Here is an 18,890-nt window from a genome sequence, read left to right on the forward strand (position 1 = left end):
GCATTATTTATTGATATTTTTAGGTAGGTCATTGATCTAATTTGAATTTATTACCAATCTGAAAGAGGTAATAATATTACAACGCAAAGTTGACTTGAGTCACAGTTTTGAGGATAATATGTACGAATTCATTATATAAGTAAGGAAATTACGTATGAATACTACAACTTTAGATAACTCAGTAAAAAATTTAGACAACGTTTCAGCATTTGCTGATAAAGCATTTTTCTTCGCGAAAATGGCGATTGTGATGAGTGCAATTATTTTAGTAGAAGTGTCAGCTTGGGTTTAATTAATCATTTTTTTAATTAAAAATGAAAATATATATTTAAAAACGAAAACATAATATAGAAAAAAGTCTCCCTTTTTGGGGTACTAATAGCACTTATTACAAGCACCACAATAAAAAAACGCCAGTAATGATCCACTACTGACGCCTCTTGTTTAACAATCATCCATATTCTTATGCTGATATAGGCTTAGTACACTTCGCCTAGCACAGCAATCAAATGTATTAATCCTGAATAAGATTCATGTGATGCACCCTAATGTTATATTTTTCAATAATTTTCTTAGTTGCATTCATACTCTGTATTCTTTGTTCAGAATCTAAAGCCTGTTGCATTAATGCTTTGTTTGCATAGCTATGCTGCATTATCAACAATACTTCCTGATGCGCTTCAGACTCAATAAACTCAGGCTTACTTAATACAACACCTTGATTGTGAGGAAAAGTATCAATAATAGGTGCAACAACCTGTTGCATATATTGATAAAAATCTTCTTTTTCTTCAGCACTCAAGTTGGCTTCAAAAAATGCCGTTCTTAAAATAGTCATTCAGTATTTCCTTTGTAACCTATTAAACTGTTAAACCAAGCTTTAGCAGATTATAATTTAGCTGCAATCATCGCTTCAAGTTTGCCTTGGTCGAGTGCAAAATTTCGAATACCTTCAGCCAGTTTTTCAACCGCCATTGGGTCTTGGTTATGTTCCCATAAAAACTCAGCTTCGCTCATTGCTTCAGGGCGATCTTGCTGTGTTTGAGCGGGTTGTAATTTAACTTCAACATCACCATCTGACTGTTCTAATTTTTGCAATAAATCAGGGCTGATCGTTAATCTGTCACAACCTGCTAATTCCAGAATTTCACCTACGTTTCTAAAACTAGCTCCCATCACTACGGTTTTGTAATTATGCGCTTTGTAATAATCATAAATTTGGCTAACAGACTGTACACCAGGATCTTCACTGGCTTCAAAATCTTGTCCTTGCTTCGCTTTATACCAATCCATAATACGACCAACAAAAGGCGAAATTAAAAAGACACCGGCTTCAGCACAAGCACGCGCTTGAGCGAATGAAAATAACAGAGTTAAATTACAGTTAATGCCTTCTTTTTCAAGTTGCTCGGCAGCACGTATACCCTGCCAAGTAGCCGCCAACTTAATCAAGATACGATCATTCTTAATACCAGCATCGTTATACATTTTGATTAACTGACGTGCTTTAGCAATACTGCCCTCGCAATCATAGGAAAGGCATGCATCGACTTCTGTTGAAATACGCCCTGGGACAACGTTTAATATCTCTTTACCAATGCTTACCGCTAACATGTCACAGGCTGCTTGGACTTGTTCTTTACTGTCTTCACTTTGTGTTTTTGCATAGGCAATCGCTTGATCCATTAAAGGTGCATAATCACTTAATTGTGCCGCTTTTAGAATCAAAGAAGGGTTAGTTGTTGCATCTTGAGGATGATATTTTTGAATCGCTTGAATATCGCCAGTATCAGCAACCACTACGGTTAGTTTTTTAAGCTGTTCTAATTTATTCATTATTACTATTCCACCTCTTATATTTATAGTGCAAAGCCTGCCGCATTAGCAATGGTTTTTAATTTGCTTCTAGCTGCTTTAATATCATCTAACCATTGATCATTTTGCGCCCACATTTCAATAACGAGGGGAGCGCTATAATCAATCTCAGCTAATGTTTTAAAGATCGCTGGGAAGTCCACTTGCCCCTCACCAATAACTAAATCTCTAAATTGGCCTTTACAGGTTTCAGAAACACGCAGCGTATCTTTTAGATGTATTTGCACAATATGGTCACGCGATAATTTCAACTCTGTACACACGTCATAATTCCAACCTGTAATGTTACCCACATCAGGATAAGCCATAAAAAATGGAGATGGAATTTCACGCTTTAACACTTCAAACTTACTTAATGAGTTAAGGTATGGTGTATCCATGATCTCTACACCAAGCATGATCCCTGCTCTTTCAGCCATTTTAGTTGCTTGTTGCATGCCATCAATAAAACGCAAATGAGTTTCCTCTGACTGCGGTTCATAAAACACATCGTAACCCGCCATTTGAATACAACGAATACCTAGCTTATAAGCCAGTGCGATTGCTTTTTCCATGATCACTAATGACTCAGCTCTAATAGCATCGTCCATTGAACCAAATGGAAATTTTCTATGCGCACTTAAACACATAGATTGCAAAGGCATTTCATGTTCTTCACATAAACGGCGCAAAGCATATATTTCTTGATCACTCCAATCTAAACGCGCACGACGTTCATCAGTTTCATCCACAGATATTTCTACAAAATCAAATCCCGCTTGTTTAGCATTGATTAAACGCTCTTCCCACGTTAATGAGGTTGGCATCGCTTTTTCATAAATACCCAAACGAAACTTATTCTTTAAATTAAACATACTAGGTCCTTAGTAAAGTTGCTGCTCTATACGTGCAGTAAAGGATTGAATTTTTTGAGCTAAAATGGGGTAACTAATTTTCCTCATTTTAGGTGTTAAAGAGGAGACGCTCACCGCGTAAACAGGTTTTTGAAATTTATCAAAAACGGGTACCGCAACACAGGAAATACCAGCTTCATTTTCTTCATCATCGAGGGCATAACCTAATTTTTTAATATCATCTAAAGCAGTAAAGAACTGACCTTTATCTAGGATGGTATTCTCGGTTAGCGGTTTCATGGTGCTAGCATTTCGTTGCCAGTAAGCTTCTCTGACCATGTCAGAGCTAAAGGCTAAATAACATTTCCCAGCCGCAGAGCAATACATTGGCGAGTGTAAGCCTACGTAAGTACGGGTTCTAAAAGACGCATTCTCAGGCTCAAACTTATCTTTAAAGACAATGTTATCAGCATCAAATGATAAGAAATTAACTGTCTCATTCACTTCACCTAATAACTCAGATAAATAGGGTTTTACTATGCCAGTCACGTCAGAATTCATTGCAGAATGGCCAAGGTGCACCAATTTCATGGTCAATCGGTACTCTTTACCTGAACTGAGTTGAGCAACATATCCTGCTTCTTCAAAGGTTGCCAAAATTCGATGAGCTGAGGATTTATTAAACCCAGTTCCTTCTGCAATTTTTTGTAGAGAAACGCCATTAGGGAACTGCCCTAAAAATTCTAAAACGACTAATGCTTTCGATAAGGATTTAATTTGCTCACTCATAATGTCATTACCAATATTTATTCATTTGACTATGGAAGCTATTAGCAATTTCAACACCGTTGCTACCCGCTAAAGCGCGACCAGCAATAAATGATTTAACTGATATATCCTGAAATAGATGTACATCTTCAGGCACAATGCCACCGGTGATAGAAAGCGCAATACCAAGGTCTGATAGGCTTTTCATTTTTTTCAAATCTTCATCTGTCCAACTCACCCCAGCTAATTCAGCATCACGAGAGCGATGATAAATAGCTTGAGTAATACCCATTTCAACCCAATCTTTAGCATCATCTAATGTCCAATGGCCATAAAGCTCGATTTGCACTTCACCATTAAATTCATCGGTTACTTTTTTCGCAGAACGAATGGTTTCTATATGTGCAGCAGCACTCACTGTTACCCAGTTAGCACCGGCTTCCATAGCTAAACGCGTTAGAATGGCGCTGGCATCGGTAATTTTCATGTCACAAACAATAATATGATCTGGGTATTTATTGCGTAATACTTGAACGCTATCCACACCATGAGCAAAGGCTAAAATCGTTCCTATTTCAATCACATCTAATTTTTCTGAAACATCTGCTACTGAAGCTATTGCCGTTTCTAGATCCGTTGCATCTAGGGCCATTTGTAATAAGGGTTTAGTCATTAATCTGTTCCTCAAATGTTTTAAATAGTTGAACTAATTGCTGATAGTGATGATATTTTTTATTCAAAGCTTGGTGGTTATCAACATTAGGCAGAATACGCTTGCTTTGACTGACAATATTATCCATGCACTCACGGCTCGATGAATACTCGCCAGCTCCAACCATCGCAACAATAGCCGCCCCTAATGAACCGGTTTCATCTATGTCCGTTATCTCCACTTCCATACCGGTCAAGTCCGCTAACATTTGCATCCACGTATTATTAGAAGTAGGTCCGCCAGTCACTTTTAGTATTTTTGCTTGTGGGAATCTAGCTCTCATTCTTTCTAGGTGTATATTGTGACAGAACAATATACCTTCCCAGATTGCTTGAATAATATGCGCCTTAGTATGGTGAGCCTGCAAACCATAAAAGCCTGATTTAAGGCCTAAACCTTGGTTAGAACCATATAAAAATGGAACAAAATAAACACTACTCGATGCCACTTCCAAGTTAGCCACTAATGACTCATTGTGTTGATGTTGTAATTCCCCATCTGCACTTAAATATTCAGCAAACCATTCATAATTTCCCGCCGATGTAGGGCTTGCTTCATGAATAATATATTCACCTTCAACGGCATAATGTCCGTACACAAAATTATGTGTTGCTTGAGTTATTTCACGTGTAATACCTGAGGTCACCGCCCACGTTCCCATCACATAGTTTAATGCTTGTTCCGATGCATCAATACCCGAACACAATGCGGTAGAAACAACATCAAACAATCCACCAAAAACAGGTGTACCAGCAACTAAACCCGTTTCAAGCGCGACTTGCTGAGTAATGCTACCGGCTAATTGATCCGGTTGAACAATATTAGGTAGAGCATCCCAAACTTCTTCGATATCAAATAAGGTTAATAAATCCATATCATATTGGCCGGTTTGAGCGTTAAAGAAATTACTCTCCGACATATTGGTTATTTCAGCACCCACCTCACCCGTGAAACGATATCGAATATAATCATGCGCCATCATGATCGCTCCAATATTAGAATAAAGCTCAGGTTGATTGTCTTTTAACCAACGGATAATAGACACCGGGTGTCCAGTCCATAGCGTTTGCAGCGTTTTGCTGTAGATCTGATCTGGTAAACCTTGTTGTAACCATTCTTTAACAATGCTTAATGAGCGTGAGTCAGAAGACATGATGCCACGCCCTAAGTTGTGACCTTGCTTATCTAGTAGGTAAACGCCTTTTCCTTGCGCGGAAATACTAATGCCTTTAATATCTTCACGATTGATATCTGTGGTTGCTAATAACTCTTTGATCACAATAACTGCATCATCCCACAAACTATCAAGATCTCTTTCTACCCAACCCTGCTGTTCATTAATGACACTTGCAGAGGTTCTTGTTAAAGCAACTTGTACACCTTTACTATCGTATAAAGCAGCCTTCATAAAAGTGCCGCCAGAGTCTAAACCTATATAATAATTCATTATTTTATGTCCAATAAATCGTTATGGATCTTCACCACCAGCTTACGAACTATTTGCTGATCATCATCTTGGATGTTCGTAATGTGGACCACATTCGGTGTAAACAGATAAAAGCACCCAGGGATCGCTGCGATATAATTTAAATCGATACCTTGATATTCATAAAAAAGAATATCTCTGTCTGGGTTATAAGGCTGATTAATTTGATGTTTACCTGTATCTAATGCCCATGCCATCGTTTCTTGGCCTGTTAATACTATTTGTAAATCAGAATGGTATTGATGCACTTCCGGCTGTAAGTCGGTTAATGGTGATTTGTTATATTCTAGAAGTACAAACCACACTTTTTGATTATCTAAGTTGTTAAACTCATGTCGCCCCAGCGCTAATGAATGCAAGTCTAAAGCTGATAACTCATTCAATACATCATCAATGATCGCCGGATAGCTAGTTCTCATTGCACTGTTGTCAATATGTCCAATTAACATCATGTACCCTCTATAAAAATGTTTTTAATAGCAGCTGTGCAAGTGCACTTGGGTGGTCGTTATTCGAGGTGACGTGTTGCGCGTGTTGCTTAACCTCTGGCTCAGCGTTATCCATTGCAACGCCTAACCCTGCTAATTGCAGCATAGAAATATCATTATGATTATCACCAACCGCGACAATCTGATTTGCTTCAATCCCTAAGTTAAGCGCATATTGAGAGAGCGCATTACCTTTGCTATTACCTTTATTGGCAAAATCAACTCTATCTACCCAAGAGCGTTCACCATTAAAATTATTGTTAATAAAATCAGTCTGATTAAACGAGTCCACTTCACCGCCTTCAACAACAAACTTCCAAATATAATCTGTCTCTTGTAAGGCATCAGTAAAACTATCAACCTGTAAAATACTTGGCCTTTCGGCTACTGGATAGTTATTTGCCCACTGTGACAGTTTTTCCATATAAGCAACCGGTTGCTGTGTTGAATACAGCATTGAATCTCGGCTATACATCACCATTTTGAGGTTGAATTGTTTCGCAAGCTTAATGAAATCAAGTGCTTTTGACTTATCTATTGATTTTTCAGAGAGCACTTTTTTATTATGGTAATCGTAAATATAAGTACCGTTACAACAAATAATTGGCGTGCTTAGGCCTAACTCATGGTAATAAGGAGCAGCCGCCACATGATGACGTCCAGTCACAATAACAACATGGTGAACCTGTGAAATTTGTTGAATTGCCTGAACTAACTGAGCGCTAATTTTATGCTCTGAATTTAAAACAGTACCATCGAGATCCAACGCCAATAATTTATACATAAGCATGTGCCTTTATTTTTGACCGTAGTAAGAGTTTGCACCGTGTTTGCGAGAATAATGTTTATCTAATAACGCGGGATTAATCATAATCTCAGGATTTAATGCTCTAGTGCCAATCGCCATTGCAGATATTTCTTCTAATACAACCGCATTATGCACGGCATCAAAGGCATCTTTTCCCCATGAGAAAGGAGCGTGCCCAGCAATTACAACACCTGGAATTGCTTTTGGATCTAACTTGCGTTTAGCAAATTCTTCAATAATCACCGTACCTGTATTTTTTTCGTAATCATGCTCGATTTCAGCATCACTTAATTGTCGCGTACATGGAACATTGCCGTAAAAATAGTCTGCGTGTGTTGTCCCTAGCGCCGGGATATCGATGCCAGCTTGGGCCCAAATAGTTGCATTTCTAGAATGCGTATGAACAATGCCACCGATATTAGGGAAAGCTTTATAGAGTTCGATATGCGTTGCCGTATCACTAGAAGGGTTAAGCTCACCTTCAATTCGATTACCTTCTAAATCAATAATGACAATATGTTCTTCTGCCATTACATCATATTCAACACCCGATGGTTTAATCGCAATCACACCTTTTTCTCTATCGATTTCAGAGACATTACCCCAAGTAAAAGTCACTAGACCATACTTAGGAAGTTGTAAATTAGCCTCTAATACTCTTTTTTTTAATTCTTTATATATGCTCATACCCTGTGGCCCCTTTTTATCATTTACATTGATAAATACGCCACCTAGTCACACCCTTAACTAGATGACGTATATTTTCTTATCTATTTTGTAGCAGCTTGGATCTTGTTAATCATGTCATCGCCATTTGCTTCAATAAATGAAGCCCATACTGGCTTAACCACTTCTTGGAAAGCAGCACCATCAACATCACGGTTAACTTTCATACCATGCGATTCTAAATCAGCGATCATTTGATCTTCTTTAGCAATACTAAGCTTACGTTGCATATCAACGGCTTCTTTAGAAACTTCTGTTATGATTTTTTGATTTTCAGCACTTAATTTATTGAATTTTTTCAAGTTCATAGTCAATACTAAAGGCGAGTAAGCGTGTTGCGTCATGCTTAAGTATTTTTGAACTTCATAAAATTTAAATGACAATGTCACGCCAATTGGATGGTCTTGTGCATCAACAACACCTGTTTCTAATGCGCTGTAAAGTTCAGCAACAGGGATTTGTTGTGGATTGGCTTTAAGCTCATTAAACATATCATTCAATGCTTTCGAACCATTTACTCGCATTTGTAAGCCTTCAAGATCTGCTGGTGTGCGAATTGGTTGACGGCTGTTAGTAACATTACGGTATCCACTTTCAGGATAACCTAAACCTTTAATACCGAATTTTTCCATTGAAACTAATACTTCTTTACCAGGTGCGCCATCAAGTGCTGTATAAGCAGATTCGCGGGTAGGAAATATAAACGGAAGTGTAAAAGCCGATGATTCAGGTAAGAAACCAGAGTAGTTATTTACACCTACCATGGAGAAATCTAGAATCCCTGAGCGAGTACCGTCGATCATTTGTTTATCGTTACCTAACTGTCCCTGTGGGAAGATATTAATTTTAATATCGCCATTGGTACGAGCCTCTACTTCTTTTTTAAAGAATAAGGACATGTCTTGTTGTAAATCAGATTCAGGCGCAGCATGAGCCAGTTTTAATGTCGTTTGTGCCGACACTGATGAACAAAAAGCAATCGTCGATGCAATCCCTACTATTTTAAAAAATGTTTTCATTTTCTTCTCCTTGGGTAGTTTAACCAATGACAAAAGCCATCGGGACAGTAATAATACTTGGAAATATTACAAATAAAGTTAACAGAATCATGTACGCACCAATAAAAGGTAACACCCCTTTTACCGCGGTAGACATGGGTACTTTAGCCACACCACACACCACGTTTAAAACGGTGCCAACAGGTGGAGTGATTAAACCTATAGAACAGTTAATAACAAACATCAAACCAAAATAAGTGACGTCAATACCCGCCATTTTAACAATCGGCATCAGTAATGGTACGAGGATCAAAATCGTCGGACTAAGGTCCATTACCATACCCACACACAATACCAATAACATGATCACAGCCATCAATAAGCGAGGGCTATCAACCAGTGGACCTAACATGCCAGCAAGTTGTTGTGGTAATTGCGCAACAGTAATCAACCAAGCCGCAACCATTGCACATCCCACCAAGAACATAACCATGGCAGTTGAACGCCCCGCAGTTAATAAGATGTTATAAAAATCTCTTAAGGATATTTCACGGTAGATGACACTTGATACAAAAATGGCGTAAACAGCAGCAACCACAGCCGCTTCTGTTGGTGTAAAAATACCAAAACGTATACCGCCAATAATAATGAATGGTAAGAACAACGCCCAAATACCATCTTTTAGTGCTGCACGTCTCTCTGCTTTTGATGCTTTCTCTTTGACTTCTAAATCTTCTTTTCTAACTAATAAGCTCCATACAAACATGAGCGTTAAGCCCATTAACAAACCAGGTACGATACCGCCTAAGAAAAGGTTTTTAATAGAAATACCGCCTGCAACACCCACTAAAATCAGTGGTAGTGAAGGGGGAATAACAGGGGCGATAATGCCACCGGAAGCGAGCAAGCCCATTGATGAACCTTCAGGGTATTTAGCTGCTTTCATCATAGGATATAAAATACTAACCAATGCCGCCGCATCTGCTACTGCTGAGCCAGATAAACCCGCCAGTAATACCGAAGTTAAGATTGCTACGTAACCTAAGCCACCTTTACGATGCCCAACATAGGTGGTTGCTAATCTCACAATTCTTTTAGACAGACCACCTGCAGACATCACCTCACCAGCGACTAAAAAGAATGGAATAGCTAATAATGTGAAACTATCTACGCCATTAATAAGGCCTTGAGCAAGAATATCCGCACTGAATAGATCTAAATGGAACATCAGTGCTATTGATGACAATAGCAATGCAAATGCAACCGGAAGACCTAACAGAATTGAGATAATCAATACCGATAAAAATATTGCTAAAACCATTATTTATTCTCCATTCTCTTTATGATCGAGCAACCAATCTGGATTAATAATCCGTACCAAAGCAATCACTCCCATCAGCCCGCCAGAAATAACACCCGCGAGATAAAATAGTGCAGATGGTAGCCCCGTCAGTTGAGAAATATCTCCCCAATTAGCCATCATTTGATTGAATGAACCTAGGTATAACATGCTAACTGACACTAAAATGACAGCCCAACATAGGCGTCTTAATATGGGCACGAACTTGGGAAACAATTTCTCGGAAAATTCACTCACAGCAAGGTGCTCACCGCGGCGCAGCACAACGACTGCACCTAACATGACAACCCAAACAAGGCCTAGACGAGAAAGTTCCACGGAAGGACGTAGACCTGAGGAAAATCCATAACGTAAAACAACATTAGTAAAGACAAGCACAATCATAAAAGACAAAACGGCTGCCATTAAAATATCGATACAGTTCCAGATCCACTTAAATACACTTCGCATAAAGTTCTCCTAATCTAGCGCTCAATTACAAGGCTGTGATTTGATTCCAAATCTCATCGTGAATCTCGATGCCACCGGCTTTTTCATGCTTATCGATGAAGTTCTGCATTTCTGAACCAGCAATCATTACAGATCCTGTTTCAGCAGGCTCAGACGCTAATACATAATCACGAATACGTTTCATCTCACGAGCAAATTGGTCTTTTTCCATAGTTCTGCTCAAATCAATCGCAATCAAGAATTGAGATACGCCAAATTCGCCGCCCATATCTTCAGTAAGAGCAGGAACAGAGTTACCACCAGTGATTGCCGTTAACATCATGTCTAATACGATAGACATCGACGAACCTTTCCAAAATCCCATTGGTAATAAACGTTTGTTTTCCCATAAGATATGCGGGTCAGTCGTTAACTCACCATTATCATCAAAACCACCAACAACAGGTAATTGCTTATCAGCTAATACATAGTTTTGTAATTGACCGTAAGAGAATTGGCTCATTGAGCAATCAACAACTACAGGTGGATCGCCGGCAATTGCCATAATAAGCGGGTTAGAACCAACACGATGATCTTTACCACCCCAAGCAGGCATAACAGCGATAGAGTTAGTTGATGCGATACCAGCAAACCCTTGTCTCGCCATTTTTAATACATAAGCACCACCACGCATCCAATGGTTAGAATTACGCATACCAACCATGCCAATACCATGTTCGCGTGCTAATTCCATTGCTCGTTCAGAACAAATCAAACCATTCAAAACACCCGGTCCAAAATTACAATCCCATTGCTCAAGCGCGCCCATACTGTTAACACATTTAGGCACTTCATTAAGTTTGATTTGGCCTTTATCTACTTGATCAATAAAAACAGGAAAGCGATTAATACCATGAGAATAAGTTCCTTCGTTAGCCATCTCTACGAAACCAGCGGCTAGTTTTGTAGCCATTTCGCCATCCATATCTCTCGCTAATAAAATGCGTTCGTATTCTTCTTGTAATCTTTTAATTGCTACTAATGCCATCTTGACCTCCAGTTATGAATTCCACAATACGGAATTAATACTAACCAAGATTCCATTTTATTCACTATTTTAAGGCTTGTTTTTAGACACAAAGCACACAAAAATTTATAAATAATTGTTTTAAAAGGATTTAAAATAAATTTGAAGGAGATCGTATAAATAGAGATTAAAAGAGATGGTTTTATAAAAATTTGAAATGAATCACTTTTTTATTGCTGGAAATAGAGTTTCACCTGTCATTACATAGTGAGATAGTGAGATAGTGATACAAAAAATATAGGGAAAGCGTGAGGATGAAAAACAAGGAGTAGTTATTGTGGATAAGAGAAAGCCGGGCAATGCTGCAATGATTTTTGTTGCAGCCATTGATGCCACAGAAGATATTAGTGACCCAATAATGGGCTTTATTATACCTACCCCGTTAGTTTAATAATCGAATATTATGTAGGGAAAAGGAGCTAGTTTAAGGCAAAAGTTACCGTAAATGGTTACTCCCTTTACAAAACTTTTAACGCAAAAATAGTTTCTTTTAGCCAGTAAGATTGATCAGTTACTTAGCGGAGTCGGTATTAGCTTAAGCAGCTTCGATACTATCTCTCCACTCAGCCAGCACTTGAATATGATCAGGTCTGATACCACAACATCCGCCGATAATATTGGCTCCTAGCTCATACCATTTTTTAGCAAATTCGAGATAGGCTTCAGGGGATAACTCACGGTAAGCTTGCACACCTTCATTGGCTTTATAATCGCTAGCGATCGGTGTAAAGCTATTAGCAAACACACCGATGTTGGCCTGTATGTTATGCACAGATAAAGCTTGGTTAGTATCTGCTATTGCCTGCTCTATTACCTCTGGAATAGAACAGTTAAAGAAAATACCGTCAATATTTTCATTAAAACTGCCATTAAGGATAATGTTAATCGCTTCTGTAACAGACTCGCCAGATCTTAATCTAGCAACTTGTTCAACTTCATCGCTTAATGTGAATGCATAGTGGCAAGGTTTTGTTGAATGCTTAAGTACATTTGACATAACCTGTGCTTCTTCAATACTTGAGATGGTTTCAGCCAACCAGATATCTACATGTTCATCTTGTGCGTTAAATAAAGTGCTTAAAATATCAAAGGCACCTTCGCTTTCAAATAAATCTGGACGGTAAGATCCAAAAGCAGGCGGTAAAGATCCAGCTACTAAAACCTCATGTTTAGCGCCTTTTGCAACGTCATTAGCAATCACTGCAGCTTGTGTTGCTAATGCACTACCTTGTTGTTGATACAATGTTTCACCGAGATGAAAAGGCACACAGGCATAGCTATTAACCGTAATAATTTCAGCACCTGCATCAATGTACCCTTGGTGTGCTTGCGTTACATAATGTGGGGCTTCTAGCAGTGCTTGTGCACTCCACAATGGTTGCGAGAACGGTGCGCCAATACGCTTAAGTTCGCGTCCCATGCCACCATCTAATATAGTTAATTTTTTCATTAATGGACTTCTATACGTCTAAAAGATATGTCCTTATTTAAACATATTTAGACAAAAATCATAATGAAACTTACGCTGGATGAAGATGAGAAAAATTCAATGTAGCGGGATAGGTTAAAAGCACTCAAGATAAGTGCTTTATTTCATACGTTATTCAAGATTTTATTCAGTACGTTTATAACCAACACATTCATAAATAGAAGCAGGACTAGCCGATGATCAGCCAGCGTGATCGAGGAGCCCTAACATATTAAACAGGGCTCATCTTGAACGTTAAATTTTAATCACTGCTTGGCTTTCTTCAGGCGATAGTTTTCAATCCATCTACCCAAAGTTTCACGTTCCTCTGCTGTGATCTTCGTTAAATTAGCTAAAGGCATGTCTTGGTTTAACACCGCTCGCGAATAGATCTTGTCATGTTGGATTTCCACAGCTTGCATTGAATCAAGCGTAAACCCTAACGGCGCGCTAGCAAACATCGTTGAAGTCGGTGTTGCACTGTGACACTCAGTACAATGCTTTTCTATAATAGACCAAGCTTGCGCATCTGAAACTTGCGCTATATCGGTTGCTTCTGCTCCCGTTGCAACAACTCTCGGCGCAAAACTATCCCAAGGTGCAATCGCCAACATCAATACAAAAAATGCAGCAATACCACTGATTAATACGGAAGGTTTATTAATATGGCGATGCTTAAGATTAAAATAATGTCTGATCCACATACCAATCACGATAAAGGCGATTAACACTAACCAACCATACTGATGCGTATAAGTATGTGAAAAATGATTACTTAGCATAATGAAAATAATCGGCAGAGTTGCGTAGTTATTATGAATTGAACACAACTTTGCTTTTAAACCTACAGCCGGATCAGGAATGCGCCCTGCTTCTACTTCTTTAACTAGATAACGCTGACCAGGCATGATGATATGATAAACATTACCCGCCATACAGGTACCAATTAATGCACCGATATGAATATAAACTGCTTTATCAGCAAACAATTGGTCAAAACCCCAAGCCCATACTGCTAACAGCAGCACCATAGCTACCGCAAATAACAAACCGTTTTTAACCAAAGGCGAATTACATAATAGGCGATAAATAATATAACCTACCGCGATACTACCCAGTGATGTTGCAATCGCCGCCAGTTTACTTAATTCACTTTTACTACCATCTAATAGGTTTACATCCGCGCCAACGTAATACAGCAAACTAAATAACAAACCACCGGTGATCCAAGTTGTATAAGCTTCCCATTTAAACCAATGTAAAGTGGTTGGCATGTGCTCTGGCCCATTTTTATATTTAGCCACTTCGTAAAAACCACCGCCATGAATAGCCCACAGGTCTCCACTGATGCCTTTATCTGCTTTTACTTTTGGGGGCGTTTCTAAGCTGTTATCTAACCAAGCAAAATAGAAAGAAGCCCCAATCCATGCGATGCCTGCAATTACATGGAAATAACGCAATACTAAATGCGCGACCTCAATTAAGTAATTTTCCATAATTTATATCGTCCTTTTTATTCTTATTTTTAGGTAACTACTCAGGCCGTCGCTATTTAAGCCTATTTCTTCGTTGAAAAATGCTCATTTAAACGACTAAACTGCGCTTTTTCGCCTTGAACTAAGCATAAATAGCTTAGCCCTGAGCATTTACGTTTTTATTTTGGTAAAAAAGCACTCAGTTTTAATGGGTGCTGAGTAGTTACATTTTTAGTGGCTATTTTTTTAGTAACGGTTTTTTAGAGTCTATAGAGCTGTTTTTTACGGTCTATAAAATAGATACTTACTAGCTACCACGGTATGTGGAATAACTATAAGGGGAGAGCAAGAGAGGCACATGATGGTGCTTACTGTCCTGCACTTTAAAACAGATTTCAGCGCTAGGATAAAAGGCATCAATACCTTGCTTCTGCCAATAAGCATCCAGCTCAAATACGATTTTATAGGTCGAAAAAAGATCCTCTGGCTGTTTATCTTGATACCAGCTGTTATCCAACCAATCGTCAATGCGTCCATCTTCATTAGTCACAGCAGCAGACAATAACTGCCAAGTTTGCTCATTTAAAACAAAAAGCTGAATGGCTATATCCGCTGCCGGTTTACCCAGTGCAGTATTAAGTATGTGTGTGGTTATTGGGTTTTTATTGATCATAATTGTTCCAACCTAATTTGCGTTATTTTGGCCTGTTCTTGACTGGCTATTGTGAGTTCAGTTTGACGATCGTTACCGATCCTTGATTGAATAATCGCTAACATTTGTTGTGCACTTTTCCCCGATGCACAAACAATAAAAATAAAACCAAACTTGGCTAAGTAAGCTTTATTTAAGTCCAGCATCTCCTCAAGCAGTGTTTGTTCTGCCACTGACATACCTGACTGCTCATGACTTGCACTGCCAGAAGTGCTGGCATATTTTTCATGTAGAGTCGCTAAATTACCTATTTGCGGATGTCCGGTAAAAGCAGTTAGATAATCCTGCTCAGATAATTGCAGAAATATGCGTTGTGATGCCGCTAATAATGCACTCATATCTTTGAATGGACGCTCTGCAACCATGCTATTAATCCAGTTTGGCGCGCAACAGCAGTGCTCAAAAAGATCATAAGCTTGCTCTGCACTGGCATTATTTATTTTATCCAAACTCATCTAACTTCCTTTTTCATCTCGGTAAGATTGACAATAAACCTCATTATATAAAAACACTATTCTGCTGTTCGCTAAACGCTGTTGATGATCTGTTACAGCAACAAATAGTAATACTCATTAACTACAAATCGTTAATCGATTACTGTTTTAATCGAAGCCCTGTAATGGTGCAAAAGAGAAAATAATGTCCACTCTTGGTGCTTATAAAATTATTTTAAGACCTGACTTGCTAGGTTTAAAAAACCATTAAAAATGCATTTAAAAACATAAAATCATTTATTTATTAGTGCCTTAAGCTATTTATAAAATATCACTTACGGGCATTCAGCCAATGGATTTTTAATAACTGGTAAGGTTATTGCTAATATCATACCAACTTTGACCAATTGGACAGGTTACAGTGTAAACCAGTATTAATAAGGCTATTTCGATGGGCATTCTGATGGTTATAGAACAACCAAAATACTCCTTTATTAAAAGCTGTTTTTAAAAGACACAGTAATCATTGTAATTAAAAGGGATTTATTAATGAGCAATGTTAAACGTTTGGCAATGCAGGGGATAACCAAAGAATATCCAGGCTGTAAAGCCAACGATCAAGTCTTTCTAGATATAGAGCATGGTGAAATTCATGCCCTATTGGGAGAGAATGGCGCCGGAAAAAGCACCTTAATGAAAATGTTATACGGCGTAGTCAAACCCGATGCTGGCAGCATTATTTGGAATGGCTCACCTGTATCGATAGATCAACCTGCGATTGCACGTGGTTTAGGTATTGGTATGGTTTTTCAACATTTTTCATTATTTGAAACCTTAACAGTGACTGAAAATATAGCACTCGTACTAGGTGATCAAGCAGGCCACCTGAAGACATTAGCGCATCGTATCAAAGCAACGTCTGAGCGCTATGGTATGCCCTTAGATCCCGAGCGTCGTATTTCTAGTTTATCCACAGGTGAACGCCAACGTGTTGAAATCGTGCGTTGTTTATTATTAGATTTACAGCTACTCATTTTAGATGAACCCACCTCGGTATTAACCCCTCAGGAAGTACAGGACCTATTTAAAACCTTAAAAAAACTCACTAAAGAAGGCTGCTCAGTACTGTTTATCAGCCATAAGTTACATGAGGTCACTGAGCTATGTGACAGCGCAACCATCCTTAGAGCAGGTAAAGTAACTGGTCATTGCATCCCTAAGAATGAAACCTCCGAGTCCATCGCACGTATGATGGTAGGCGACGATATAGCGATCAGTAATGAATGTAAACGCGCTCTAGGCGGTGATGTTTTTGCCAGTATTGAAGGCTTGTCTACACAGTCAATCGGGCAATTTGATATTGCACTTAAAAATATTAATTTACAGGTTAAACAAGGCGAAATTGTAGGTATTGCAGGAATAGCTGGCAATGGACAAGAAGAGTTATTAAAAGCGTTATCCGGTGAAGAGATCCACCGTAATTCACAAGCAATAAAGTTTGCAGGTCAATTTGTTGATCAACTCAGCCCATTAAAACGTCGTCGTTTAGGGTTAGCTTTTGTGCCAGAGGACCGCTTAGGCCGAGGTGCTGTTCCTGATTTAGACTTATGCGATAACGCACTACTGACCAGCTTTGATTCAGGCTTAGTGCAAAATGGCTTCTTAAAAAAATCTAAAATTGTGCAGTTAGCAGACAAAATAATTAAACAATATAAAGTAAAAACACCGGGTAATCACACTAGTGCCGCAAGCTTATCTGGCGGCAACCTACAAAAATTCATTGTTGGGCGAGAAATAGATCAAGAGCCAAAATTTTTATTAATGTCGCACCCAACTTGGGGAGTTGATATTGGAGCCCAAGTCGCTATTCACGATGCAATTTTACAGTTAAGAGACCGTGGCTGCGCAATTTTAATTATTTCCGAAGATTTAGACGAGTTATATAAAATCAGTGACCGCTTAGGTGCTATCTGTGACGGTAGCGTATCAGACTTTTTAGTACCGGAAGTATTACCGTTAGTTAAGTTAGGACAATGGATGGCCGGTGATTTTGGACCAAGTACAGAGCCAAAGACAGCAACAACCGCTGCGACAAAAACAGTGGAAATAGGAGCAACAAGTCATGATTAAGTTAACCCCTCGCGCGCAAGCTTCGGCAAAGTGGGGTTACCTATCCCCTGTATTGGCCGTTTTTTTAACCCTGATTGCAGCCACTGTCTTATTCTGGGGATTAGGAAAAGATCCACAACTCGCGTTGTATACCTTTTTCATCAGCCCTATTGAAAATTGGTACGGCATTACAGAATTACTAGTTGTCGCAATCCCTATTTTACTCTGCGCCTATGGGTTGGCCTTATGCTATCGCGCTTCAATATGGAATATCGGTGCAGAAGGACAATTATTATTAGGTGCAGTGGTTGCCACCACAATGGCCTTAAAATTTGTTGATTCAGATAGTTTATGGGCAATGCCCTTAGTATTACTGGCAGGTATGGTTGGCGGTATGCTTTGTTCCGGCATCTCAGCGTTCCTCAACTTGCGTTTAAATTGTAACGAAACGCTAGTGACCATCATGATGAACTACATCGCGCTTAATACTCTTTTGTGGGCGGTCTATGGCCCTTTAAAAGATCCGAGCGGATATAACTTTCCTGAAAGTGCCCTATTTGGAGACAGCTCTTTATTACCTATTTTATTTGAAGGAACACGCCTACATTTTGGTTTGTTATTGGTCATCTTAGCCTTGGTTATTGTTTGGGTATTTATGAGCAAAACTTTTTTAGGTTTCCAAATCAAAGTACTAGGGTTGGATAAACCAGCCGCTCGCATGGCAGGGTTTAAAGAGAAAAAATTAGCAGCGATGGTGTTTTTGGTTTCAGGTGCATTAGCAGGGCTTGCCGGCGCAGTCATTGTCACCGGTTCAACCGGCCAATTAATCCCCGCTATCTCTCCCGGATACGGTTATTCGGCGATTATTGTTGCCTTTTTAGGGCGTTTGCACCCAGTGGGAATTACCCTAGCAGGGTTATTAATTGCCTTAATATTTATGGGCGGGGAAATGTCACAAATGGTATTGCAATTACCTAGAGCAATCACAGGTATTTTACAGGGGTTGATCTTATTTTTCTTGCTCTCCTGTGATGTGCTGATCCGTTACCGTATCGTATTCACCGTTAAGTTACCTGGTTTCACAGCAGCTGCTAAACATTAAAGATTAACAAGGAGATCAAC

20 protein-coding genes are annotated in these 18,890 nt (G+C 39.0%); 3 read left to right on the forward strand and 17 right to left on the reverse strand.

What is annotated here, in order from left to right; translation table 11 throughout:
- Window positions 1-154: 154 nt before the first annotated feature.
- Window positions 155-292, forward strand: a complete 138-nt coding sequence (locus GQR44_RS01300) for a hypothetical protein (protein ID WP_166368450.1) — start codon at window positions 155-157, stop codon at window positions 290-292.
- A 222-nt stretch (window positions 293-514) separates the two neighbouring features.
- Here GQR44_RS01300 and GQR44_RS01305 read toward each other — a convergent pair whose 3' ends face one another.
- From GQR44_RS01305 to uraD, 17 genes are all read right to left on the reverse strand, one after another.
- Window positions 515-838: a hypothetical protein gene (locus tag GQR44_RS01305; RefSeq protein ID WP_166368452.1), complete on the reverse strand. Its 324-nt coding sequence runs from the start codon at window positions 836-838 to the stop codon at window positions 515-517.
- 50 nt (window positions 839-888) lie between these two features.
- Window positions 889-1,839: a transaldolase gene (gene tal, locus GQR44_RS01310; protein ID WP_166368983.1), complete on the reverse strand. Its 951-nt coding sequence runs from the start codon at window positions 1,837-1,839 to the stop codon at window positions 889-891.
- 20 nt (window positions 1,840-1,859) lie between these two features.
- The gene (locus tag GQR44_RS01315) at window positions 1,860-2,729 is read right to left on the reverse strand and encodes an L-ribulose-5-phosphate 3-epimerase (protein WP_166368454.1); all 870 of its coding nucleotides are present in this window, start codon (window positions 2,727-2,729) and stop codon (window positions 1,860-1,862) included.
- A gap of 9 nt (window positions 2,730-2,738) precedes the next feature.
- Window positions 2,739-3,497 carry an IclR family transcriptional regulator gene (locus GQR44_RS01320; protein ID WP_166368456.1) on the reverse strand — a complete coding sequence of 253 codons (759 nt, stop codon included), beginning with the start codon at window positions 3,495-3,497 and terminating at the stop codon, window positions 2,739-2,741.
- Between the two features lie 7 nt (window positions 3,498-3,504).
- Entirely contained in the window at window positions 3,505-4,149 is a 645-nt protein-coding gene (locus tag GQR44_RS01325) for a 3-keto-L-gulonate-6-phosphate decarboxylase UlaD (RefSeq protein WP_166368458.1), read from the reverse strand.
- Window positions 4,142-5,635: an FGGY-family carbohydrate kinase gene (locus GQR44_RS01330; RefSeq protein WP_166368460.1), complete on the reverse strand. Its 1,494-nt coding sequence runs from the start codon at window positions 5,633-5,635 to the stop codon at window positions 4,142-4,144. The genes GQR44_RS01325 and GQR44_RS01330 overlap by 8 nt, the downstream gene beginning before the upstream one ends.
- Entirely contained in the window at window positions 5,635-6,126 is a 492-nt protein-coding gene (locus GQR44_RS01335) for a YhcH/YjgK/YiaL family protein (protein WP_205962920.1), read from the reverse strand. The genes GQR44_RS01330 and GQR44_RS01335 overlap by 1 nt, the downstream gene beginning before the upstream one ends.
- A gap of 7 nt (window positions 6,127-6,133) precedes the next feature.
- A complete protein-coding gene (locus GQR44_RS01340; RefSeq protein WP_166368462.1) occupies window positions 6,134-6,946 on the reverse strand; it encodes a Cof-type HAD-IIB family hydrolase in 813 nt (270 codons plus the stop codon).
- 12 nt (window positions 6,947-6,958) lie between these two features.
- Window positions 6,959-7,657, reverse strand: coding sequence for an L-ribulose-5-phosphate 4-epimerase (locus GQR44_RS01345; RefSeq protein ID WP_205962921.1), 699 nt, complete (start codon window positions 7,655-7,657; stop codon window positions 6,959-6,961).
- 83 nt (window positions 7,658-7,740) lie between these two features.
- On the reverse strand, window positions 7,741-8,715 hold the full coding sequence (locus GQR44_RS01350; protein ID WP_166368464.1) for a DctP family TRAP transporter solute-binding subunit: 975 nt from the start codon (window positions 8,713-8,715) through the stop codon (window positions 7,741-7,743).
- Between the two features lie 19 nt (window positions 8,716-8,734).
- Window positions 8,735-10,015 carry a TRAP transporter large permease subunit gene (locus GQR44_RS01355; RefSeq protein ID WP_166368466.1) on the reverse strand — a complete coding sequence of 427 codons (1,281 nt, stop codon included), beginning with the start codon at window positions 10,013-10,015 and terminating at the stop codon, window positions 8,735-8,737.
- Window positions 10,016-10,018: 3 nt separating this feature from the next.
- A complete protein-coding gene (locus GQR44_RS01360; RefSeq protein WP_166368468.1) occupies window positions 10,019-10,504 on the reverse strand; it encodes a TRAP transporter small permease in 486 nt (161 codons plus the stop codon).
- A 25-nt stretch (window positions 10,505-10,529) separates the two neighbouring features.
- On the reverse strand, window positions 10,530-11,531 hold the full coding sequence (yiaK, locus tag GQR44_RS01365; RefSeq protein WP_166368470.1) for a 3-dehydro-L-gulonate 2-dehydrogenase: 1,002 nt from the start codon (window positions 11,529-11,531) through the stop codon (window positions 10,530-10,532).
- Between the two features lie 574 nt (window positions 11,532-12,105).
- Window positions 12,106-13,020: a homocysteine S-methyltransferase family protein gene (locus GQR44_RS01370; protein ID WP_166368472.1), complete on the reverse strand. Its 915-nt coding sequence runs from the start codon at window positions 13,018-13,020 to the stop codon at window positions 12,106-12,108.
- 284 nt (window positions 13,021-13,304) lie between these two features.
- Entirely contained in the window at window positions 13,305-14,534 is a 1,230-nt protein-coding gene (locus GQR44_RS01375; protein WP_166368474.1) for a urate hydroxylase PuuD, read from the reverse strand.
- Window positions 14,535-14,820: 286 nt separating this feature from the next.
- On the reverse strand, window positions 14,821-15,186 hold the full coding sequence (gene uraH, locus GQR44_RS01380; RefSeq protein ID WP_205962922.1) for a hydroxyisourate hydrolase: 366 nt from the start codon (window positions 15,184-15,186) through the stop codon (window positions 14,821-14,823).
- Window positions 15,183-15,680, reverse strand: a complete 498-nt coding sequence (gene uraD, locus GQR44_RS01385; protein ID WP_166368476.1) for a 2-oxo-4-hydroxy-4-carboxy-5-ureidoimidazoline decarboxylase — start codon at window positions 15,678-15,680, stop codon at window positions 15,183-15,185. Before uraD ends, uraH begins: the two co-directional genes overlap by 4 nt.
- 528 nt (window positions 15,681-16,208) lie before the next feature.
- On the opposite strand from uraD, the gene GQR44_RS01390 reads away from it, so the two are divergent.
- Together GQR44_RS01390 and GQR44_RS01395 are read left to right on the forward strand one after the other, a co-directional pair.
- Entirely contained in the window at window positions 16,209-17,789 is a 1,581-nt protein-coding gene (locus GQR44_RS01390; RefSeq protein WP_166368478.1) for an ABC transporter ATP-binding protein, read from the forward strand.
- A complete protein-coding gene (locus GQR44_RS01395) occupies window positions 17,782-18,870 on the forward strand; it encodes an ABC transporter permease (RefSeq protein ID WP_166368480.1) in 1,089 nt (362 codons plus the stop codon). The genes GQR44_RS01390 and GQR44_RS01395 overlap by 8 nt, the downstream gene beginning before the upstream one ends.
- Window positions 18,871-18,890: the final 20 nt, after the last annotated feature.

This window comes from Psychromonas sp. SA13A (assembly GCF_011378715.1).
Taxonomy (GTDB): Bacteria; Pseudomonadota; Gammaproteobacteria; order Enterobacterales; family Psychromonadaceae; genus Psychromonas.